Source organism: Streptomyces sp. XY006, from assembly GCF_002237655.1.
Lineage (GTDB): Bacteria > Actinomycetota > Actinomycetes > Streptomycetales > Streptomycetaceae > Streptomyces > Streptomyces levis.
On record NZ_NOKT01000034.1, the window covers coordinates 22019 to 43179 of the forward strand.

The 21161-nt window shown below is 70.7% G+C and carries 21 protein-coding genes and 1 pseudogene; 10 read left to right on the top strand and 12 right to left on the bottom strand.

Going from position 1 to position 21161, the window contains the following annotated elements; translation table 11 throughout:
* Positions 1-84: 84 nt before the first annotated feature.
* Positions 85-1491, bottom strand: a complete 1407-nt coding sequence (locus tag CHR28_RS31365) for a family 2B encapsulin nanocompartment shell protein (RefSeq protein WP_094057104.1) — start codon at positions 1489-1491, stop codon at positions 85-87.
* 326 nt (positions 1492-1817) lie between these two features.
* On the opposite strand from CHR28_RS31365, the gene CHR28_RS31370 reads away from it, so the two are divergent.
* Together CHR28_RS31370 and CHR28_RS31375 are read left to right on the top strand one after the other, a co-directional pair.
* Complete coding sequence (locus CHR28_RS31370) at positions 1818-2309, top strand: DUF6010 family protein (RefSeq protein WP_256984510.1); 492 nt, start codon at positions 1818-1820, stop codon at positions 2307-2309.
* A 10-nt stretch (positions 2310-2319) separates the two neighbouring features.
* Entirely contained in the window at positions 2320-3237 is a 918-nt protein-coding gene (locus CHR28_RS31375) for a 1-aminocyclopropane-1-carboxylate deaminase/D-cysteine desulfhydrase (RefSeq protein WP_094057105.1), read from the top strand.
* Between the two features lie 117 nt (positions 3238-3354).
* Here CHR28_RS31375 and CHR28_RS31380 read toward each other — a convergent pair whose 3' ends face one another.
* A complete protein-coding gene (locus CHR28_RS31380; RefSeq protein ID WP_094057106.1) occupies positions 3355-4950 on the bottom strand; it encodes a Na+/H+ antiporter in 1596 nt (531 codons plus the stop codon).
* 62 nt (positions 4951-5012) lie between these two features.
* Between CHR28_RS31380 and CHR28_RS31385 the strand changes: the two genes are divergently transcribed.
* From CHR28_RS31385 to CHR28_RS31395, 3 genes are all read left to right on the top strand, one after another.
* Positions 5013-5273 (top strand): UBP-type zinc finger domain-containing protein, encoded by a 261-nt coding sequence (locus CHR28_RS31385; RefSeq protein WP_094057107.1) that lies wholly within the window; start codon positions 5013-5015, stop codon positions 5271-5273.
* A 274-nt stretch (positions 5274-5547) separates the two neighbouring features.
* Positions 5548-5961, top strand: coding sequence for a hypothetical protein (locus CHR28_RS31390; RefSeq protein ID WP_003992877.1), 414 nt, complete (start codon positions 5548-5550; stop codon positions 5959-5961).
* Positions 5962-5978: 17 nt separating this feature from the next.
* Positions 5979-7121 carry an RNA polymerase sigma factor SigF gene (locus CHR28_RS31395; protein ID WP_179272616.1) on the top strand — a complete coding sequence of 381 codons (1143 nt, stop codon included), beginning with the start codon at positions 5979-5981 and terminating at the stop codon, positions 7119-7121.
* A gap of 45 nt (positions 7122-7166) precedes the next feature.
* On the opposite strand, the gene CHR28_RS31400 is transcribed toward CHR28_RS31395, so the two are convergent.
* On the bottom strand, positions 7167-7616 hold the full coding sequence (locus CHR28_RS31400) for a hypothetical protein (protein WP_094057109.1): 450 nt from the start codon (positions 7614-7616) through the stop codon (positions 7167-7169).
* Between the two features lie 115 nt (positions 7617-7731).
* Here CHR28_RS31400 and CHR28_RS31405 point away from each other — a divergent pair, with 115 nt between their 5' ends.
* Complete coding sequence (locus CHR28_RS31405; RefSeq protein WP_094057110.1) at positions 7732-8700, top strand: diacylglycerol/lipid kinase family protein; 969 nt, start codon at positions 7732-7734, stop codon at positions 8698-8700.
* Positions 8701-9019: 319 nt separating this feature from the next.
* Positions 9020-9277, top strand: coding sequence for a WhiB family transcriptional regulator (locus CHR28_RS31410; protein WP_003992873.1), 258 nt, complete (start codon positions 9020-9022; stop codon positions 9275-9277).
* 302 nt (positions 9278-9579) lie between these two features.
* On the opposite strand, the gene CHR28_RS31415 is transcribed toward CHR28_RS31410, so the two are convergent.
* Positions 9580-11046 (bottom strand): sensor histidine kinase, encoded by a 1467-nt coding sequence (locus CHR28_RS31415; protein WP_094057111.1) that lies wholly within the window; start codon positions 11044-11046, stop codon positions 9580-9582.
* Positions 11047-11415: 369 nt separating this feature from the next.
* The gene (locus CHR28_RS31420) at positions 11416-12066 is read right to left on the bottom strand and encodes a TetR/AcrR family transcriptional regulator (protein WP_094057112.1); all 651 of its coding nucleotides are present in this window, start codon (positions 12064-12066) and stop codon (positions 11416-11418) included.
* Positions 12067-12164: 98 nt separating this feature from the next.
* Between CHR28_RS31420 and CHR28_RS31425 the strand changes: the two genes are divergently transcribed.
* Positions 12165-12917 carry an SDR family oxidoreductase gene (locus CHR28_RS31425; RefSeq protein WP_094057113.1) on the top strand — a complete coding sequence of 251 codons (753 nt, stop codon included), beginning with the start codon at positions 12165-12167 and terminating at the stop codon, positions 12915-12917.
* A 92-nt stretch (positions 12918-13009) separates the two neighbouring features.
* Here the strand turns inward: CHR28_RS31425 and CHR28_RS31430 are convergent.
* Positions 13010-13336: pseudogene (locus tag CHR28_RS31430) on the bottom strand (SIS domain-containing protein); the annotation flags it as partial.
* Between the two features lie 154 nt (positions 13337-13490).
* Between CHR28_RS31430 and nagB the strand changes: the two are divergent.
* A complete protein-coding gene (nagB, locus tag CHR28_RS31435) occupies positions 13491-14276 on the top strand; it encodes a glucosamine-6-phosphate deaminase (RefSeq protein WP_094057114.1) in 786 nt (261 codons plus the stop codon).
* Positions 14277-14377: 101 nt separating this feature from the next.
* On the opposite strand, the gene CHR28_RS31440 is transcribed toward nagB, so the two are convergent.
* The 6 genes from CHR28_RS31440 to CHR28_RS31465 form a co-directional block, all read right to left on the bottom strand.
* On the bottom strand, positions 14378-14899 hold the full coding sequence (locus CHR28_RS31440) for a hypothetical protein (protein WP_094057115.1): 522 nt from the start codon (positions 14897-14899) through the stop codon (positions 14378-14380).
* On the bottom strand, positions 14896-15144 hold the full coding sequence (locus tag CHR28_RS31445) for a helix-turn-helix transcriptional regulator (RefSeq protein WP_094057116.1): 249 nt from the start codon (positions 15142-15144) through the stop codon (positions 14896-14898). Before CHR28_RS31445 ends, CHR28_RS31440 begins: the two co-directional genes overlap by 4 nt.
* 95 nt (positions 15145-15239) lie before the next feature.
* Complete coding sequence (locus CHR28_RS31450; RefSeq protein ID WP_094057117.1) at positions 15240-16778, bottom strand: glycoside hydrolase family 3 protein; 1539 nt, start codon at positions 16776-16778, stop codon at positions 15240-15242.
* Between the two features lie 9 nt (positions 16779-16787).
* Complete coding sequence (locus CHR28_RS31455) at positions 16788-17627, bottom strand: carbohydrate ABC transporter permease (RefSeq protein ID WP_094057118.1); 840 nt, start codon at positions 17625-17627, stop codon at positions 16788-16790.
* Positions 17624-18613: a carbohydrate ABC transporter permease gene (locus CHR28_RS31460; protein ID WP_094057119.1), complete on the bottom strand. Its 990-nt coding sequence runs from the start codon at positions 18611-18613 to the stop codon at positions 17624-17626. The genes CHR28_RS31455 and CHR28_RS31460 overlap by 4 nt, the downstream gene beginning before the upstream one ends.
* A 70-nt stretch (positions 18614-18683) precedes the next feature.
* Positions 18684-19967 (bottom strand): extracellular solute-binding protein, encoded by a 1284-nt coding sequence (locus tag CHR28_RS31465; RefSeq protein ID WP_094057120.1) that lies wholly within the window; start codon positions 19965-19967, stop codon positions 18684-18686.
* A gap of 311 nt (positions 19968-20278) precedes the next feature.
* Between CHR28_RS31465 and CHR28_RS31470 the strand changes: the two genes are divergently transcribed.
* On the top strand, positions 20279-21043 hold the full coding sequence (locus tag CHR28_RS31470; protein ID WP_094057121.1) for a GntR family transcriptional regulator: 765 nt from the start codon (positions 20279-20281) through the stop codon (positions 21041-21043).
* Positions 21044-21161: the final 118 nt, after the last annotated feature.

Below are 21161 nucleotides of genomic sequence, written 5' to 3' on the forward strand. Positions count from 1 at the left end.
GTGGCGCCTGGGCCGTTGCCGGGCGCGTACCCCCAGGGTGTACCCGCCCCGCCCGGGCGGGACACGGCCGGCCTGCCGGGAGCGTCACCGCCAGCGGCCGATCTCGACGTTCTCCAGCACACCGAGCGCGTCCGGTACCAGGACCGCTGCCGAGTAGTAGGCCGTGACCAGGTACTTGATGATGGCCTGTTCGTTGATGCCCATGAAGCGCACCGACAGGCTGGGCTCGATCTCGTCCGGGATGCCCGAGGCCCGCAGACCGATGACGCCCTGGTCGCTCTCGCCGGTACGCATGGCGATGATCGACGTCGTGCGGGCCTCCGTCACCGGGATCTTGTTGCACGGGAAGATCGGCACCCCGCGCCAGGTGGGGATGCGGTTCCCGGCCATGTCGATGGTCTCCGGGACCAGCCCCCGCTTGTTGAGCTCGCGGCCGAACGCGGCGATCGCGCGCGGGTGGGCGAGCAGCAGCTTGGTGCCGCGGCGCCGGCTGAGCAGCTCGTCCAGGTCGTCCGGGCTGGGCACGCCGTCGTGCGGCTGGATCCGCTGGTCGTACTCGCAGTTGTGCAGGAGCCCGAAGTCGCGGTTGTTGATGAGCTCGTGCTCCTGGCGCTCTTTCAGCGCCTCGACCGTGAGCCGGATCTGCTGCTCGGTCTGGTTCATCGGCTGGTTGTACAGGTCGGCCACGCGCGTGTGGATGCGCAGCACGGTCTGCGCGACGCTCAGTTCGTACTCGCGCGGCCTGGCCTCGTAGTCGACGAACGTGTGCGGGATGTCCGGCTCGCCGGAGTGGCCGGCGGCGAGGTCGATCTCCTTCTCGCCGTACTTGTTGGAGCGCTGCGAGGGGATCGAGCGGATGTGCTGGAGGTGCTCGCGCAGCGAGTCCGAGCGCTCGGCGATCTGCGCGAACTCCTGGCGGGGCAGCACCAGGACCGTGCACGCGGTGAGCGCGCGGGCCGTGTACTCCCAGATGGCGTCCTCGTTCAGCAGCGCGTCGTCGCCGAAGTAGGCGCCGTCGGCGAGGACTCCGAGGGACTCGTCGTCGCCGTAGGGGCCCGTGCCGACCTTCTCGACGCGGCCGTGCGCGAGCAGGTACACCTCGTCGGACGGGCTGCCGAAGGAGGCGATCACCTCGCCCGCCGGGACCTCCCGCTGCTCGCAGCGGCGGGCGATCTCGAAGAGCACCTCCTCGTCCTCGTAGGAGCGCAGCGCCGGCAGTTCGCCCAGCTCCGCGGGGATGATCTCGACGCGGTCGCCGGTTTTGACGAACGTCAGCCGGCCGTCGCCCACGGCGAACGTCAGCCGCCGGTTCACCCGGTACGTACCACCCTGGATGTCGACCCAGGGCAGCATCCGCAGCAGCCAGCGGGAGCTGATCTCCTGCATCTGCGGCACGGACTTGGTCGTGGTGGCCAGGTTCCGCGCGGCCGCCGTGCCGAGACTCTGCTGCGGCTTGGTCTGCTCGGTGCGGACCTCTTCGCCTACCGACATAGAGAACTGCCCTCCCGGTTGTGACCGACGCCCATTTGCCTCGGGCATCGATGTGCACGACCAGCCTTCCTCACGCAGCGCAGCGATGGTATTACCCGAAAGAGCGGGAATGGATCTTCGTACTGTTGGGCAGGAGGCGCCCGTTTTCGGCGGTGTTCGAAAGCGCCTCGGCGAGGCCTGGCGAGGCTTTCAGAGGCACCCAGCCGGGGCTCCGGACCGGCTGGCGACAACCCGTGGGAACTTGGCGGCCGTGCCTCTGGGGGGCTTCAGGGGCCGGTTCTAGCGTGGTGAGCCGTTCCCCTGCCGCCTCCAGAAACGGCCCCGCCATGCAGTACGTCGCGCCGATCGGCATCGGCATCCTCTACGCCCTGCTGATGTCCCTGGTCCGGGAACCGCACCGGCGCCGCCTGAACGCGGTCATGGTGGCCGGGGCCGGCGCCGCGTACCTCAGCGGTGGCGGCCTGGGCGGCTGGGAGTTCGCCTTCACCGCGCTGCTGACGTACGTGGCCTTCCGCGGTCTGGAGTCGTGGACGTGGATCGGCGTCGGCTGGCTGCTGCACACGGTGTGGGACGTCGTCCACCACATCAAGGGCAACCCGATCATCCCGTTCGCCCACACGTCCTCGCTGGGCTGCGCGATCTGCGACCCGGTGATCGCGCTGTGGTGCCTGCGCGGCGGCCCCTCGCTCGTCGAGTGGGCGCGGAACCGGCGCGGATCCGGGCGGACGGGTCCCGGCGCGGCGAGCGGCGAGGACCCCGGCCGCGACGAGGCCGGGCGCGGCGGGACGGCCGGTGCCGCCTCTCCCACCCTCGGGTGACAATGGCCCGGTGACCAGCCCCGACACCCCCGGCCTCGCCGGTCTGCGGCCCCGGCTGCCCTCGCCGGTGCAGGAGGCCGCCGACGACCGGTTCGAACGCCGGGGTGTGCGGCTGCTGCTCAAGCGGGACGACCTGATCCACCCGGAGCTGATCGGCAACAAGTGGCGCAAGCTGGCGCCGAATCTGGCGGCGGCGGACGGCCGTACCGTCGTCACCTTCGGCGGTGCCTGGTCCAACCACCTGCGCGCCACGGCCGCGGCCGGCCGCCTGCTCGGCATCCCCACGGTCGGTGTCGTCCGCGGCGACGAGCTGGCCGGCCGGCCCCTCAACCCTTCGCTGGCCCGGTGCGCGGCCGACGGCATGCGGCTGCACTTCGCCGACCGGGCGTCCTACCGCCGCAAGTCCGAGGCAGGAGTCCTGGCCGGGCTCCTGCGGGCGGCGGACGCCGAGGACGCGTACGTCGTCCCCGAGGGCGGCAGCAACGCGCAAGCCGTCCGCGGCTGCCGGGAGCTCGGCGCCGAGCTGCGCGACCGGGCCGACGTCGTCGCCGTGGCCTGCGGCACCGGCGGCACGCTGGCGGGCCTGGCCGCCGGTCTGGCACCGGGGCAGCGCGCGCTGGGCGTGCCGGTCCTCAAGGGCGGCTTTCTGGCCGCCGACACGGAGGCCCTGCAGCGGGAGGCCTTCGGCGGCCGGCGCGGCGACTGGGACATGGACGACCGGTTCCATTTCGGCGGCTACGCGCGCGTGCCCGGGGAGCTCGACGCCTTCGCCGCGGACTTCGAGCAGCGCCACGGACTGCCCGTCGAACGCCTGTACGTCGCCAAGCTGCTGTACGGGCTCGTCACCCTGGCCGACGAGGGCGCCTTCCCGCGCGGGACGACGGTGGCGGCCGTGATCACCGGCCGCCCCTTCCCTGACCCGGCCTGACGGGGCCTGACAGAGCCAGCCCGGGCGGCCCGGGCCTGCCACTGCGTCACATCGTTCCCTGCGGCAGCATCGTCCCCCGCCGCCACAGGGACTCCTGCCGCCACTCACTTCCCGCCGCTACGTCGCCTCCCGGAAGGCAGCCGCCTCCTCCAGGTCCAGGCGGCGCAGCAGCGTGCGCAGCATCTCGTCGTCGATGTAGCGGCCGTCCCGGAGCCTGACGAACACCTCGCGCTCGGCGCTGATCATCTCCCGGGACAGGCGACGGTAGGTGTCGTCGACCGACTCCCCGGTGACCGGGTTGGCCTGCCCCAGCCGTTCCCAGACGGCGTTGCGGCGGCGTTCCAGGACGGTGCGCAGCCGGTCGGCGAGCGGGGCGGGCAGGGCGTTGCGCTCGTCGGCGAGGAGTTCGTCAAGGCGCCGCTCGGCGGCCCGCGAGGCCTGCGCCTGGGCATTGGCCTCGGCGAGCGTCTCGGCCTGTGTGTCCCGCCCGGGGAACCTCAGCAGCCGGATCAGCGGGGGCAGGGTCAGTCCCTGCACGACCAGGGTCCCGATGACGGTCGTGAAGGTCAGGAAGAGGATGAGATTGCGCTGCGGGAACGGCTCACCGTCGTGCAGGGTGAGCGGGATCGAGAAGGCGATCGCCAGCGAGACCACACCCCGCATGCCGGCCCACGCGATGACGAACGGCCCCTTCCACGTCAGCTGTCCCTCGCGCTCCCGGATGCGCGCCGACATCAGCCGGGGCAGGAAGGTGGCCGGGTACACCCAGACGAAGCGGGCTGCGACGACGACCAGGAAGACGGCGACGGCGTACCAGGCGGCTTCGACGCCCTCGTACTCGCCGAGGCCGCGGAGCACCACCGGCAGCTGCAGTCCGATCAGCGCGAACACCGCGGACTCCAGGACGAAGGCGACCATCTTCCACACCGCCTCCTCCTGCAGACGCGTGGCGAAGTCGACCTCCCACGCGCGGTGTCCCAGGTAGAGCGCCACCACGACGACCGCGAGGACACCGGAGGCGTGCAGCTGCTCGGCGACGGCGTAGGCGACGAACGGGATCAGCAGGGAGAGCGTGTTCTGCAGCAGCGCTTCCTTCACGTGCGTGCGCAGCCAGTGGATCGGCGCCATCAGCACCAGTCCGACCACGACGCCGCCGATCGCGGCGAGCAGGAACTCGCCGATGCCCCCGGCCCAGGTGGCGCCCTCCCCGACGGCGGCGGCCAGGGCCACGCGGTAGGCGGTGATCGCGGTGGCGTCGTTCAGCAGGGACTCGCCCTGGAGGATCGTGGTGATCCGTGACGGCAGGCCGACCCGGCGGGCCACCGCGGTCGCCGCGACCGCGTCCGGCGGTGCCACGACCGCACCGAAGACCAGGGCCGCGGTCAGCGGCATGTCCGGCACGATCACGTACACGGCCCAGCCGACCACGAAGGTCGCGAACAGCACGTACCCGACGGACAGCATCGCGACCGGCCGCAGCTGCGCCCGCAGGTCGAGGTAGGAGCTGTCGGTGGCGGCCGTGTGCAGCAGCGGGGGCAGGATGAGCGGCAGGACGACGTGCGGGTCGAGGGTGTAGTCGGGCACGCCGGGCATGTAACTGACCGCCAGCCCGGCCGCGACCAGCAGCAGCGGCGCGGGCACCGGAGTCCGCCGCGCGGCCGCGGCGATCGCGGCACTACCCGCCACCAGCAACAGCAGTGGCATCACGTCCATCGTCCTCGCCCGCCCTCATTTTCCGACGCGGTCTTCCGCTCGACCGTCGTAACCTGGCAATCATGAAACAGTGCACGCACGCCGACGCGCTGCCGCACCCCGAACCCGGCCCGCTCAGCGAGACGTGTCCGGAGTGCCTGGCGGAGGGCATGGATCCGGTGCAACTACGGCTGTGCCTCAGCTGCGGTCACGTCGGCTGCTGCGACTCCTCGCCGGGGCGGCACGCCGCGCGGCACCACACGGAGTCCGGTCATCCCGTCATGCGGACGCACGAACCCGGGGAGACCTGGCGTTGGTGCTTCGTCGACCATGTCCTCGTGTGAGGGGGCACCAGCCCGGCTCAGGACGGTCCGACCAGGACGGTTCGAGCGTCTGACGTCTGGGTACGTCAATCCGGCGCGCGCTCTTCCCATTTGGGCCCGCCCAACCCCTAGACACGGAGCGTGTCCACAGGTTTACTGTGAGTGACGGCAAGGGGTTGGGGTCCCGGGGACAGGATCGTCGAGAGCGCGATAGCGTCACCGCTGAACCACGTATCGCGTTACCCCGGGGGGCGACCCTCGGCCCTGAAACGCTTGTACCACCATGGAGGTGAGGGTGTCCCAGATCGCAGGCGAGCCCGCGACCCAGGACTTCGTGGAAGTCCGGCTGCCGGCCGCGGGTGCCTACCTGTCGGTGCTGCGTACGGCCACGGCCGGTCTCGCGGCCCGTTTGGACTTCACCCTCGACGAGATCGAGGACCTGCGCATCGCGGTGGACGAGGCCTGCGCGATCCTGCTCCAGCAGGCCGTGCCCGGCTCGGTGCTCAGTTGCGTCTTCCGCCTCGTCGACGACTCACTCGAGGTCACCGTCTCGGCGCCGACCACCGATGGTCATGCCCCTTCGCGGGACACCTTCGCCTGGACCGTCCTGTCCGCCCTCGCGGGCAAGGTCTCCTCTGCCGTGGACAAGGACAAAACCGTTTCGATCAGCCTCTACAAACAGCGCGGCGCGGGACCCGGGCCGGCGTGAGGAACGAGGACGGGCCGGTGCGGGACGAAGAGCGCGGCACACGAGAGCTGCCGGCCGAGGGCACGGGCACGGGCCTGAGCGGTCCGGCCGGAGCCCGGCGCATGGCGGAGGGCATCGACGGCATCCCCGAGCAGGCCCGCCCGCATCCCGAGGACGACTCCGCGGGGGCCGTCCTCCCGGGCGGCGGGCGGCACGGCCAGGACGGTGCCGTGCGGAGCGCGCCTCCGGGCGGGGGGATCGGCACGGCCCCGGCCCAGGGGGTTCCCCCCACTCGCGCGAAGTCGAGAGGGGCGGAGGAGGCGAGGGCTCGGGGAAGGGCGACGGGCGGGACGATGAGCGAGCACGAGCGACACTCCGAGGACGAGGCGCCGAGCGCGCAGCACGCGCACGGCGCGCAGCACGGCGCCCCGGACCGCAGCGGCGCGCGCGAGATGTTCCTCAAACTGCGCACGCTGAGCAGCGGCAGCCCGGAGTACGCGGAGCTGCGCAACCAGCTGGTCCGCATGCACCTGCCGCTCGTCGAGCATCTCGCGCGCCGTTTCCGCAACCGCGGCGAGCCGCTGGACGACCTGACCCAGGTCGCCACGATCGGACTGATCAAGTCGGTCGACCGCTTCGACCCGGACCGCGGCGTGGAGTTCTCCACGTACGCGACCCCGACGGTCGTCGGCGAGATCAAGCGGCACTTCCGCGACAAGGGCTGGGCGGTGCGGGTGCCGCGCCGGCTGCAGGAGCTGCGGCTGTCGCTGACCACGGCGACGGCCGAGCTGTCGCAGCTGCACGGCCGCTCCCCCACGGTCCACGAGCTCGCCGAGAAGCTGGCCATCTCCGAGGAGGAGGTCCTGGAGGGCCTGGAGTCGGCCAACGCGTACTCCACGCTGTCCCTGGACGTCCCCGACACCGATGACGAGTCCCCGGCGGTCGCCGACACCCTCGGCGCGGAGGACGAGGCGCTGGAAGGCGTGGAGTACCGGGAGTCGCTCAAGCCGCTGCTGGAGGACCTCCCGCCGCGCGAGAAGCGGATCCTGCTGCTGCGCTTCTTCGGGAACATGACCCAGTCGCAGATCGCGCAGGAGGTCGGCATCTCGCAGATGCACGTCTCCCGGCTGCTGGCGCGCACGCTGGCGCAGCTCAGGGAGAAGCTCCTCGTCGAGGAGTGACGGCCTCTCCCGGCCCCTTCGCCGTGCCGCCTGCCGTCCTGCCGTCTACTTCTGAGTACCGCCGGCGTTGCCGGGCCCGCGGATCCCGAGGGCCCGGGTCGTCTCGGGGTTGATCAGCAGGACGAGCGAGGCGACGGCGACCACGGCCAGGGCGATCCCGCCCGGGATGGCCATGCTGTCGGCCTGGAGCAGGTTGTAGGCCACCGGCAGCGCCATGAGCTGGGTGATGACGGCCGGGCCGCGGGCCCAGCTGCGCAGGGCGAGCAGCCCGCGCGCGGCGAGCAGCGGCAGCAGCGCGAGCACGACCAGCGTGATGCCCCCGGTGACGGCCTGCTGCCGGTCGTCCGGGTGCCCCGTGAAGCCGAGGACGAGGATCCAGACCCCGCCGACGACCAGCGCGAGCCCCTCCAGGGCGGCCAGCAGCGCCGCGTACGTGAGGCGCCGCGGGCGGGGGCCGGTGATCTCCGGGGTGGTGGGGGTCTGCTCACTGCTCACCCCTGAAGGGTAGCCCTCGCGTCGTGCGCCCCCGTGCCGAGGTTCACCCCTGCTCTCTTACCTGATCCCCACCTCGGTCTGGGCCCGGTACCACCCAGTAGGTACGCTGCCAGTCATGCGTGCACTTCTTGTGGTCAATCCGGCGGCAACCACTACGAGCGCGCGCACACGCGACGTACTGATCCACGCGCTCGCCAGTGAGATGAAGCTGGAGGCGGTCACCACCGAGTACCGCGGCCATGCGCGCGACCTGGGCCGGCAGGCCGCGGACAGTGACGACATCGACCTGGTGGTCGCCCTCGGCGGCGACGGCACGGTCAACGAGGTGGTCAACGGTCTGCTCCACGCCGGCCCGGCTCCGGGGCATCTCCCCGGTCTCGCCGTGGTCCCCGGCGGCTCCACCAATGTCTTCGCCCGCGCCCTCGGCCTGCCGAACGACGCCGTGGAGGCCACCGGCGCCCTGCTGGACGCCCTGCGCGACGGCAGCGAACGCACGGTCGGCCTCGGGCTGACCTCGGGGACGCCGGGCACGGCGGACGAGTCGGTGCCGGCCCGCTGGTTCACCTTCAACGCGGGCCTCGGCTTCGACGCCGGCGTGGTGGGCCGGGTGGAGCAGCACCGCGAGCGCGGCCGGAAATCCACACACGCTCTCTACGTCCGCCAGGTCGTGCGCCAGCTCTTCGGCGAGCCCCACCGCCGGAACGGGACGATCACCCTGGAACGGGCCGGCGCGGACCCCGTCCACGATCTGGTGCTGTCCATAGTCTCGAACACCTCCCCGTGGACGTTTCTGGGGAATCGCCCGATCTACGCGGCGCCTAAGGCCTCGTTCGATACCGGCCTCGACATCTTCGCTCTCAGCCGCCTGTCGACCGCCGCTGTTGCCCGGTATGGCACCCAGTTGCTCACTTCGTCCCCGGAGCGGGGACCCCAGGGCAAGCACGCCACCTCCCTGCACGACTTGACCGAGTTCACCTTGCATTCGAAGGTGCCGCTCCCCCTCCAGATGGACGGTGACCACCTGGGGCTGCGAACCAGCGTGACGTTCACAGGCGTACGCCGTGCACTGCGTGTGATTGTGTGAGCAGAACTGGCGAAAGTCCTTTCACTCGAACGTTTAGGCCAGGATCCACCCCATGGAAGTACGGCTGTGACCTAGTCGACACCGAAGAATCAAAAAAAACTTTCCAGAAGGGGTTGTATCCGCCGCTGAGGTTTGCGAGTCTCTACGTGGCGATCGGGACGGCCCGCAACACCGGCCTCCACTGATCACCAGAACCCCTCTTCAACTCACAGGACCCACGCCAGGGAACCTGGCGGTCGGCCCTTCACTTGTTGAGGGATTCGTGAAAGCGTTCACATTCACAAGCATCTGCACGTAATACCAAGGAGAGGTAGCAGCCATGGACTGGCGTCACAACGCCGTTTGCCGCGAGGAAGACCCCGAGCTCTTCTTCCCCATCGGCAACACCGGTCCTGCGCTGCTGCAGATCGAGGAAGCCAAGGCCGTCTGCCGTCGCTGCCCGGTGATCGAGCAGTGTCTGCAGTGGGCGCTCGAGTCCGGCCAGGACTCCGGCGTCTGGGGTGGTCTCAGCGAGGACGAGCGCCGCGCCATGAAGCGCCGCGCCGCTCGCAACCGGGCCCGTCAGGCCTCCGCCTGACAACCCACCCCTGCTGACAGCCTGAGCTTGGCGGCGCGTGCAGCGAGCACGCATCTCCCGCCCCCGAGCCGCAGCGCGCAGTTCCCCCGATGCGCTTAGTTAAGCAGCAACGAGCTTTAGCCCCGGGCCACTTGGTGGCCCGGGGCTCATTGCTTTTCTCAGCCGCTTCCCGCGGGCGGGTGCGGCCCGGCATGTGACGGCCACCTTAAGCCGGAGGCCGACCGCTCACCTTGGGCCGGAAGCCGACCGCTCACCCCGCGCCGGAAGCCGACCGCTCACCCTGCGTCGGAGGCGGGACTCGGCTACTTCTGCGCGCGCACCGGGATGTCCAGGATCACGCGGGTGCCGCGGTCCGGGGCCGGGACCATGTCGAAGGTGCCGCCCAACTCCCCCTCGACCAGGGTGCGGACGATCTGCAGGCCGAGGTTGCCGGCGGTGTGCGGATCGAAACCCTCCGGCAGTCCGACGCCGTCGTCCTGCACGGTGACGAGCAGACGCGCCTCCTTCGTGGTGCCGCCGCGGACCGCCGACACCTCTACGGTGCCGGTGTCGCCTTCGCGGAAGCCGTGCTCCAGCGCGTTCTGCAGGACTTCGGTCAGCACCATCGACAGCGGGGTCGCGACCTCGGCGTCCAGGATGCCGAAGCGTCCGGTGCGCCGGCCCGCGACCTTGCCCGGGGAGATCTCCGCGACCATCGCGAGGACCCGGTCGGCGATGTCGTCGAACTCGACGCGCTCGTCCAGGTTCTGGGAGAGGGTCTCGTGCACGATCGCAATCGACCCGACCCGCCGCACCGCCTCCTCCAGGGCCTCGCGCCCGCGGTCGGACTCGATGCGCCGGGCCTGGAGGCGGAGCAGGGCCGCCACGGTCTGGAGGTTGTTCTTGACCCGGTGGTGGATCTCCCGGATCGTCGCGTCCTTCGTGATCAACTCGCGCTCGCGGCGACGCAGTTCGGTGACGTCCCGGAGCAGTACGAGCGAGCCGATGCGGGTGCCCTTGGGCTTCAGGGGAATCGCGCGGAACTGGATGACCCCGTCGTGGGCCTCGATCTCGAACTCGCGCGGCGCCCAGCCGCTGGCCACCTTGGCCAGGGCCTCGTCCACCGGGCCCCGGGTCGGGGCCAGTTCGGCCGTGGTCCTGCCGAGGTGCTGTCCGACGAGGTCGGAGGCGAGGCCGAGCCGGTGGTAGGCGGACAGCGCGTTGGGCGAGGCGTACTGGACGAGGCCGTCGGCGTCGAGCCGGATGAGGCCGTCGCCGACGCGGGGCGAGGCGTCCATGTCGAGCTGCTGATTGGCGAACGGGAAGGAACCGGCCGCGATCATCTGCGCCAGGTCGGAGGCGCTCTGCAGATAGGTGAGCTCCAGCCGGCTCGGGGTGCGCACCGTGAGGAGGTTGGTGTTGCGCGCGATGACGCCGAGGACCCTGCCCTCCCGCCGTACGGGGATCGACTCGACCCGGACGGGCACCTCCTCGCGCCACTCGGGGTCCCCTTCGCGCACGATGCGGCCCTCGTCCAGGGCGGCGTCCAGCATGGGGCGGCGGCCCCGCGGGACGAGGTGGCCCACCATGTCGTCCTGGTACGAGGTCGGGCCGGTGTTGGGCCGCATCTGGGCGACCGAGACGTACCGGGTGCCGTCGCTGGTGGGGACCCAGAGGACCAGGTCGGCGAAGGAGAGGTCGGAGAGCAACTGCCACTCCGAGACCAGCAGGTGCAGCCACTCGAGGTCGGTGTCGTCGAGGGCGGTGTGCTGGCGTACGAGTTCGTTCATGGAGGGCACGTGGCGAGCGTACCCGGGCGTTTGTACGGCTCTGAAATACCCGGAGCCCGAAAAACACCCGCGGGCCGCGGCGCCTGAGAGGGACCCTCAACCCTCCCGGCACCGCAGCCCGGAGCAATATCGGCCGTGGGGTGTGCGGTCCCGGTCGGCCGAAGGATGAGGAGCCGGGGCAGTCAGGGCAGAGAGCCTCGGTTCCTCGGTCCGTCCTCCTGTGCGGGGAGGACGGAGGTCTGGTGCGCGTGGTGCACGCGCTCTCATCACGCATTGTGGACTAGACCACTCGGGGTGTCCATGCGTGGGAGGCTGTTCGTTGTTGTTAATTCCGCGACCCGTCGGACGCACGGGCGTCCATCACGCAGCCTAACCCGTGTGGGTTCCTGTGCGGGGCCAGATGGACAGGGCAATTTCCGCGACGGCCTCCAGTTCCTCCCGGCTCGCCCCGTCGCGTGCCTGTTGTGACATGCCCTGGATCATCGCGCCGGTGTGCCGGGCCAGCGCGGCGGCGTCGGTGTCCGCTGGGAGCACGCCGGCGGCGACATCGGCTTTGATCCGCTGCTCGAAGGCGGCGATGTTGGCGTTGCGGCGGTCCCGCAACGACTGCTCGACCTCGGGGGTGGAGCAGTTCGCGGCGGCGTGCACGACGAGGCAGCCGTGCGGGTGACCCGGCTCCGTGTAAGCGGTGGCGGCCTCGCGCAGCGTGCGGGCAACGGCGTCCCGGGCGGTGGGCTCCTCGGCCAGGGCGCGCTCGGTGAACGAGCCGTAGCGCGTGCCGTACACGCGCACGACCTCGTCGAAGAGGGACCGCTTGTCCCCGAAGGCCGCGTAGAGGCTGGGGGCGCCGATGTCCATGACGCGGGTGAGGTCGGAGACGGACGTGGCCTCGTAGCCGTGCTCCCAGAAGGCCAGGAGCGCCTTCTCCAGGGCCGTCTCGCGGTCGAAGGAGCGAGGGCGCCCGCGGGGCCTTGGTGCGGCCTTGGCCCGGGTCTTGGCGGTTCCGTCGTCGTTCACCATGGGGTGCATTTTATAGCGGGCACTAGAGAAATGTCGGCGGGCTGTTGTACGGTCATTTTTGTAGCGACCGCTAGAGAAATGCGAAGGGGGGCGCCGTCATGGGCGTGCTCACAGGCAGGACGGCACTGGTCACGGGGGCGAGCCGAGGCATCGGCCGGGGAATCGCCGAGCGGCTGGGAAGGGACGGCGCACGCGTCGCCGTGCACTACGGGAGGAACGAGGCCGCGGCGAAGGAGACGGTCGCCGCGATCGAGGCGGCGGGCGGCTCGGCATTCGCTGTCGGTGTCGAACTGGGCGTGCCCGGCGACGCCGAGGCGCTGTGGGAGGAGTTCGACCGGCACGCGGACGGGCTCGACATCCTGGTGAACAACGCGGCCATCGGCAACACGCGCCCCATCGCGCAGCTGGAGGAGCGGGAGTTCGACGAGGCCTTCGCGGTGAACGTGAAGGCGCCGTTCTTCATCCTCAAGCACGGCATGGCGCGCCTGCGGGACGGCGGCCGGGTCGTCAACATCTCATCCGGGCTGGCCCGCACGGCGGTGATGCCGGACAACGTGGCGTACGCGATGACGAAGGGCGCGCTGGACGTGCTCTCCCGTGACCTGTCCAAGGTGCTGGGGGCACGGGGCATCACGGTGAACTCGGTGGCGCCGGGCATCATCGACACGGACAACACGGCCGAGCTGCTGCACGGCAGCGAAGACGGCTGGGCGAAGGCCGCGGCGATATCGGCGCTGGGCGGAGTGGGCGAGCCCGCCGAGGTCGCCGACGTGGTGGCGTTCCTGGTCTCGGACGGAGGCCGGTGGGTGACGGGGAGCTGGGTGGATGTGACAGGGGGCTCGCTGACCTAGCCCGGCCGAGCCCGCCTCGCAGTGCACGGTCCGCGCCCGCCCCCTACCTCCCCTGCACCACCTAACTCCCCTGCACCCCCTCCCTCACCCACTCACCGGGTCTCGGTCACCTTCGCCGGCGCGCGCGGTGCGTCCGGCTCCTGGCCGCGGGCGATGGTGACCTCGTAGGCCAGGAGCCGCAGCGGGATGATCTCCGGGGCGGGCTGGACCTCCTCGGTGACGCCCTGGGTGGGCGGGACGAAGCCGGCCGAGGCCTGCTCGACCTGGTGCTCGGGGCCGATGACGACGAGGTCGGCGCCGCGGCCGCGCAGCCGGTCCAGTACGGGCTGGGGCGCTTCACCGCCCTTGCCGTCGGTCACCATGGCGATGACCGGGGAGACGTTGTCGACCATGGCGAGCGGTCCATGCAGCAGATCGGAGCGGCGGTCCGTGCAGCAGGTCGGCGCGGCGCCCCGCACCCTGGGAGGGACGCCCTCGCTCTGTTAGATTGGTCTAAACCACACGGCCCTCCCGGGTCCTCCAGTCCCAGTCGCAGTCCCAGTCGAGCATCCTCCTCAGATCGGCAGGCCCAGCGTGGAAGTTGTCATCGTTCCGGACGCCAAGGCGGGTGGCGAGCTCATCGCCGAGGCCATGGCTCAGCTGCTCCGACGCAAGCCCGACGCCCTGCTCGGCGTGGCCACGGGCTCGACGCCGCTGCCGGTGTACGAGGCGCTGGCGGCCAAGGTGCGTTCCGGTGCCGTGGACGCCGGGCGGGCGCGGATCGCCCAGCTCGACGAGTACGTGGGGCTGCCCGCCGACCATCCGGAGTCGTACCGGTCGGTGCTGCGGCGGGAGGTGCTGGAGCCGCTCGGGATCGGGATGGACCAGTTCACGGGCCCGGACGGCACGGCGCAGGACGTGCAGGGGGCGTGCGAGGCGTACGACAGGGCCCTCGCGGAGGCCGGCGGTGTGGACCTCCAGCTGCTCGGGATCGGGACCGACGGGCACATAGGCTTCAACGAGCCGTGCTCGTCGCTGGCCTCGCGGACCCGGATCAAGACGCTGACCGAGCAGACCCGGATCGACAACGCCCGGTTCTTCGACGGTGACATCGACCAGGTGCCGCACCACGTGATCACGCAGGGCATCGGCACCATCCTGGAGGCGCGGCACCTGGTGCTGCTCGCCACCGGCGAGGGCAAGGCGGACGCGGTGGCGGCGACGGTGGAGGGACCGGTCGCGGCGGTGTGCCCGGCGTCCGCGCTCCAGCTCCACCCGCACGCGACCGTCGTCGTCGACGAGGCCGCCGCGTCGAAGCTGAAGCTGGCGGACTACTTCCGGCACACGTACGCCAACAAGCCGGACTGGCAGGGGATCTAGGGCCTGTCGTTTGAATCGCGCCCCAGACGCGTGGTCCGGCACGGAACAGCACCGTCACTTTCCTGCGACCCGATCCAGACGACAGGCCCCAGCCCGGGTCGTCAGATGTCGTCGTCGGCCGGTTCGTCCTGGGCCAGCCAGCCGGCCACCCACAGGGGCATCACCCAGTGGGTGACGAGGACGGCGATGAGCAAGGGGGCCGCGTAGGCCTTGGGGGCGTCGCCGGCGATGCCGCCCGTGACCAGCAGGGTGGCGGCAGCGGCGGCCAGTAGCAGGGTCGTCACGCGGTGGGCCCGGGCCAGGACGCGGCTGCGTTCGGCGGACTGCCGCTCGTCCAGGACGTGGGCGCGCAGCTCCAGCAGGCCCCGGGTGGCGCCGTTGATCACGCCGGTCGCGACCATCCAGGGGAGCAGCAGCACCGCCATCACGGCGATGGTCCACAGCGGTTCGTCCTCGGCGAGGAACAGGTGGGTCATCAGGCCGCCGATGGCCAGCGTGAGCGCGACATGGGCGGTGACGGCCAGCCGGCGACGGGCCGCCGTGGCGTACCAGGCCGCTCCGCGGCGGTCGTTCATCAGCCGCAGCATGGTCCGGTCGTAGCGGGTCAGGCGTGTCGTCGTCATGGCTGGTTCCTCCCGTAGACCTCGTCCGTGAGCGGCCGGAACGGTTCGAGGGAGAACAGCGCCTCGACCGGCAGTCCGAAGAACTTCGAGATCTTCAGCGCCAGGTCGAGGCTCGGGTTGTACTGCCCCCGCTCGATGTAGCCGATGGTCTGGTAGTGGGCTCCCACTGCCTCGGCCAGGCTCTGGCGCGACACCTTCCGTTCGGCACGCGCCATCGCCAACCTGTTGTGCACCTGCTCGCTCATGTATAAGAAGTACTACATTCGGTCGCAGGCTCACAACCACGTTCATCGGGGAGGGACTCGGAGGACGGGTTCAGAGGAGGGCTCGGAGGAAGGACTCAGCGGCCCACCGCTCCGGCGATCACCTCGGCCGCGGCGCGACCGCAGACGCGGGCGGCGCCGTGGGTGGCGATGTGCAGGGCACCGCGCGGGGCGGCCTGCGGGACGCCCATCTCGACGACGATCGTGTCTGGGCGGGCGGCCAGCAGGGTGTCGAGGGCGTCGGCCATCCAGGGATGGCGGTGCTCGTCGCGGACGACGGCGACGATGCGGCGCGGACCGGCCGCCTGCAGGGCCGCCCGGCCGGCATCCCGCCCGGACTCGCTCTGCGTGCCGTCGCCGGCGGAGAAGCTGCCGGTCACCGTGCCGGGCAGGAGGTGGATCAGCTCGGCGGCGACGCCCCAGGGGGTCTCGTCGCCGACGGCGATGTTGGCGACGGGGGCGAGGGCGGCGACGTAGGGGGGTTCGGTGAGGGGCTCGAAGGCCTCGGGGCTGCCGAGGCCGGGAGCGGGGGTCACCGTCAGGGCGCGGCGGGCGGCGCGCAGGCCGATCGCGCTGCCGTGGCCCTCCTCGGCAGACGGGCCGGCCGTGCCGGTCCAGCGGGCCAGGGACCGGACGCGGTCGGCGGCCTCGGCGAGGCGTGCCTCGGGAAGTTCGCCGGAGCGGACGGCTCCGACCAGGGCGTCCCGCAGGCGGAGCACGGTGGCGTCGTCGGACAGGCCGCCGCCCACGCAGATCGCGTCGGCTCCGGCGGCGACGGCGAGGACGCTGCCGCGTTCGATGCCGTAGGTGCCGGCGATGGCGCGCATCTCCATGCCGTCGGTGACGATCAGGCCGTCGTAGCCGAGTTCGCCGCGCAGCAGGCCGGTCAGGATGCGGCGGGAGAGGGTGGCCGGGTGGTCGGGGTCGAGCGCCGGGACCAGGATGTGGGCGCTCATGACGGCCCGGGTGCCGGCGGCGATGGCGGCGCGGAAGGGGGCCAGTTCGCGCTCGGCCAGCACCTCGGCGGAGACGTCGATGCGCGGCAGGGCGTGGTGGGAGTCGATGGCCGTGTCGCCGTGGCCCGGGAAGTGCTTGGTGCAGGCGGCGACGCCGGCGGACTGCAGGCCGGTGACGTAGGCGGCGGTGTGCCGGGCGGCCAGGGCGGTGTCGGCGCCGAAGGAGCGCACGCCGATGACCGGGTTGCGCGGGTCGGAGTTGACGTCGGCGGAGGGGGCCCAGTTGAGGTTGACGCCGCAGGCGGCGAGGCGGCGGCCCAGTTCGTGGGCGACCTGCTGGGTCAGCTCCACGTCGTCGACCGCGCCGAGGGCGCGGTTGCCGGGGAAGGAGGAGCCGTTGCGCACCTCCAGGCGGGTCACGTCGCCGCCCTCCTCGTCGATCGCGACGAGGACGTCGTCGCGCTCGGCCCGCAGCTGGGCGGTGAGGGCGGCCAGTTGGTCCGGTGAGGCGATGTTGCGGCCGAAGAGCCCGACGGAGGCGAGGCCCTCACCGAGCCGGCGCAGCAGCCAGTCGGGAGCGGTGGTGCCGGTGAAGCCGGGCTGCAGGACGGTCAGGGCGTCGCGGGTGAGCGTGTCGGTGCCGCTGGCGAGTGTCGTCATCGGGTGAGGTCATCCCTTCACGGCGCCCGCGGTCAGGCCCGCGGCCATCTTGCGCTGGACGAGGAGGAAGAGGGCGACGATCGGCACGGCCATCATCGTGGCTCCGGCCATCATCGGGGCGTATTCGGTGCCGTGCTTGGTGGTGAAGTTGCCGAGCCAGACGGTCGCGGTCTGGTTCTTCTGGCTGAGGAGCATCAGGGCGTAGAGGTACTCGTTCCAGGCCTGGATGAAGGCGTAGACCGAGGTGGCGACCATGCCCGGGGCCAGGAGCGGGAAGACCACCCGCAGGAAGGCGCTGGTGCGGGAGCAGCCGTCGACCATGGCCGCCTCCTCCAGTTCCTTCGGGATGTTGACGATGAAGCCGCGCAGCGTCCAGACCGTGAAGGGCAGGACGAAGGTGAGGTAGGTGATGATGAGGCCGGTGAGGCGGTCGTACTGGCCGAGGTCGTTCAGGAGCAGGAAGACCGGGATGATCATGGCGACCAGCGGCACCATCTGCACCGCGAGGATGCCCACGATCACGATCTTGCGACCCCGGAAGGCGAACCGGGAGATGGCGAGCGCGGCCAGCAGCCCGACCACCATGCCGATGACGACCACGGCCAGCGACACCACCATGCTGCGGCCGACCGGGCCCCAGAAGTCGGCGATGTCCAGCGCCCGGCCGAAGTTGTCGAAGGTCAGGCCGGTGGGCAGCAGGCTCGGGTCGGGGTCGATGGCGTCCTTGGCCGGCTTGAACGCCGTGTTGAGCATCCAGTACAGCGGGAAGCCGGCGGTGACGAAGACGAGGAGACCGAGGACGTTCCACCACAGCTTCGGCGCCCGGCGGCCCGTCAGGGTGCTGCTCATTCGACCTCTCCGATCTTCAGCATCTGCCGCATGTAGACGGCGACCACGCCGAGCAGCAGCAGGACGGTGATCAGCGCGATGGCCGAGCCCTGGGCGTAGTCGTTGACCACGAAGGCACGGTCGTAGGAGTAGGTGTTGAGGACCTGGAACTCCGGCTCGGGGTGGCCGTTGCGCATGACGAACACCTGCGGGAAGACGCCCATGTCCCAGATGACCGACAGGGTCGTGAGCATCACGATGATCGGCTTGAGGACGGGCAGGGTGACGTAGCGGAAGACGCCCCAGGAGCCGGCGCCGTCCAGGCGGGCCGCCTCCTCCAGCTCCTTCGGCACCTGGGTGAGGCCCGCGCTGAGCGTGATGACCACGAACGGCACGGCTCCCCACACCACCAGCAGCATGATCACGGCCAGGCCCTCGGGGCCGCTCGCGAACCAGTTGTGGCCGATCATGTCGACGCCGGGCAGCTTGCTCAGCAGGGCGTTGAAGACGCCGTAGTCCGAGTCGAAGAGCCACTTGAAGACCGTGGTCGCCACGATCACGGGCATGCCCCAGCTGGCCACCAGCACGATGTTGATCAGCATCTTCAGCCAGCCCGAGACGCGCTGGAGCAGCAGCGCGAGCGCCATGCCGATGACCATGGTGAGGACGACGGCGCCGCCCGCGAAGATCACGGTGCGCAGCACGACGGCCCAGAACTCGCCGTCGCCGAGCACCTTGGCGAAGTTGTCGAAGCCGACGGTCTCGGCCGGCTGGAAGCCCCACAGCTGGGACTGCCCGAACTTCTGGAACGACAGGGTGACCAGTCGGGCCAGCGGATAGCCCATGACCAGGGCCAGGATCAGCAGGCAGGGGGCGAGCAGCAGCCAGGGGACGGCGGCACCGCCCGAGGTGCGCCGCCCGCGGGGCCGCCGCCCGGCGGGGGGCGGCACAGGTACCGGCCGCGGTGGCGGCACCTTGGCGGGGGTGGTGATGTCTGCGGCACTCATCGCGCGCTCCTTGGCGGTCCCTCAGGTCCTGACGACGGCGGGGCTCCCGTGAGGGAGCCCCGCCCGTGTGTCACTTGGTGTTGATGACCTTGTCGATCGCGGCGTCCGCCTCCTTGGCGGCGGCCTCGACGGACTTCTTGCCGGTGCCGATGCTCTGCAGCATGGTCTGCAGGATCTGCGCCTTCTCGACCTGGCCCCAGCCGGGTGCCATCGGGACGAACCAGTTGGCCTCGGCCGCGGTGGCGGGCACGGCCGTCTTCGGGTCGTTCTTGAGCGTCGCGAGGTCCGTCTTGTTGTTGGGCAGGTTGCCCTTGGCCATCAGGCCCTTCTGCCCGGAGGAGCCGGCGAACGCGTTGATCCACTCGGCGGCCAGGTCCTGCGCGTCGGACTTCACCGGCACGGCGAGGTCGGAGCCGCCCAGGAAGACGGGCATGTTCTTGCCGGACGGGCCGGGCATCACGAAGTTCTCGAGGTTGCCCTTGAGCTTGCCGGTCTTGTCGTTCTTCGGGTCCTCGGCGGTGGCGCCCTCCCAGGCGGCCGCGAAGATCATGGCGGACTTGCCCTGGCCGTAGACGATGTAGCGGTCGGACTCGTCCTTGGTCTTGTCGCCGTGCATGTACTTGTCGACGACGTTCTTGAACTCGTTCAGGCCCTTGAGGGACTCGGGCGAGGAGAGCGAGGCCTTCCACTGGCCGCCCGACTCGGTGGCGATGGCGCCGCCGGCGTCGTAGACGAAGGACATGGCCGCGTACCAGTCGCGGGTGGGCTGGTACCAGGCGTTGAACTTGTCGCCCTGCTTCTTCTGGATCTTGTCCAGGGCGTCGGTCAGCTCCTTGTACGTCTTCGGAGCCGTCTTCACGCCGACCGAGGCGGCGACGTCCTTGCGCCAGTTGGCGACGCGGCCGCCGGCGTAGTAGGGGACGCCGTAGGTCTTGCCCTCGTAGGTCACCGAGGCCTTCAGGCCGTCCAGCCAGGCGTCCGCGTTGTCGAACTTGCCCTGGTCGAGGGGGGCGAAGGCGCCCTTGACCATGTAGCCGAGCATCTCGGTGTTGCCCATCTCGACCACGTCGGGGGCCTTGTCCGTGGCCAGGACGGCGTCGAGCTTGGCGTTCTTGTCCGGCCAGCCGTAGTACTCGTGGTTGATCTTCAGGCCCGGGTGCTTCTTCTTCACCGCGTCGTCGGCGGCCTTCACCAGCTCCGGCCAGTTGTTCTGGGCGTCGACGGTGAGCCAGACGGTCAGCTCCTTGGCGTCCGCGCCGCCCTTGTCCGCGCCCCCGTCGCCCTCGCCGCCGCACGCCGCGATGGAGACCATCATGCCCGCGATACCGATCGCGGCTGTCAGCTTGCGCTTCACGCCACCCTCCTCAGGGATCCCACAACCCCCCTGGCTCCCCGCAGTGAACGTGGGGCCGGGCCTGGACCATTGGTGTAGACCAGTACGGGGAGCTTGGCCCAGGCCAACCAGCCTGTCAAGGCTCGCGAGAAGGCTCTGACCAGCCGTTATGCGACCTACATATGCAGGAACCTTTAAGTAAGAAGCCAGCGAAAACCCGCTTGCACAGGCCATACTTCAGGTAGACCACTTGTCATGGTGGACTAGACCAAACAAGGCGCCGACGGTATACAAGTGAGATCGTTCGGCGGACCGAGCCGGGAAGGCGGAGCATGAGCACCGACGTCAGCAGTGCGGAGAACGAGAACGGGGTGCCCGTCCGTACCGCACGTGTGCCCAAGTACTACCGCCTGAAGAAGCACCTGCTCGACATGACGGAGACCCAGGCGCCCGGCACGCCCGTCCCGCCCGAGCGCACCCTCGCGGCGGAGTTCGACACCTCCCGCACGACCGTGCGCCAGGCGCTGCAGGAACTCGTCGTCGAGGGCCGGCTGGAACGCATCCAGGGCAAGGGCACCTTCGTCGCCAAGCCGAAGGTCTCGCAGGCCCTGCAACTGACCTCCTACACCGAGGACATGCGCGCCCAGGGCCTGGAGCCGACCTCGCAGCTGCTGGACATCGGCTACATCACCGCCGACGACCGGCTCGCCGGGCTGCTCGACATCACGCCGGGCGGGCGCGTGCTGCGCATCGAGCGCCTGCGCATGGCCAACGGCGAGCCCATGGCCATCGAGACCACCCACCTCAGCGCGAAGCGCTTCCCCGCCCTGCGCCGGTCCCTGGTGAAGTACACGTCCCTCTACACCGCGCTCGCCGAGGTCTACGACGTCCATCTCGCCGAGGCCGAGGAGACCATCGAGACGTCCCTGGCCACCCCGCGCGAGGCCGGCCTGCTCGGCACGGACGTCGGTCTGCCGATGCTGATGCTCTCCCGGCACTCGCTGGACCGCGACGGCCAGCCGGTGGAGTGGGTGCGGTCGGTCTACCGGGGCGACCGGTACAAGTTCGTGGCCCGCCTGAAGCGCCCCCAGGACTGACCGGCCCGCGACGGGACTCCGGTTTCTTTTGGGTACCGCATTGCGGACGAGGGGTTCCGCTGCCGCCGCACCCTGACCTAGATTGCCTGCGCATTGCCCAGGTGATCACTCGAGGGGA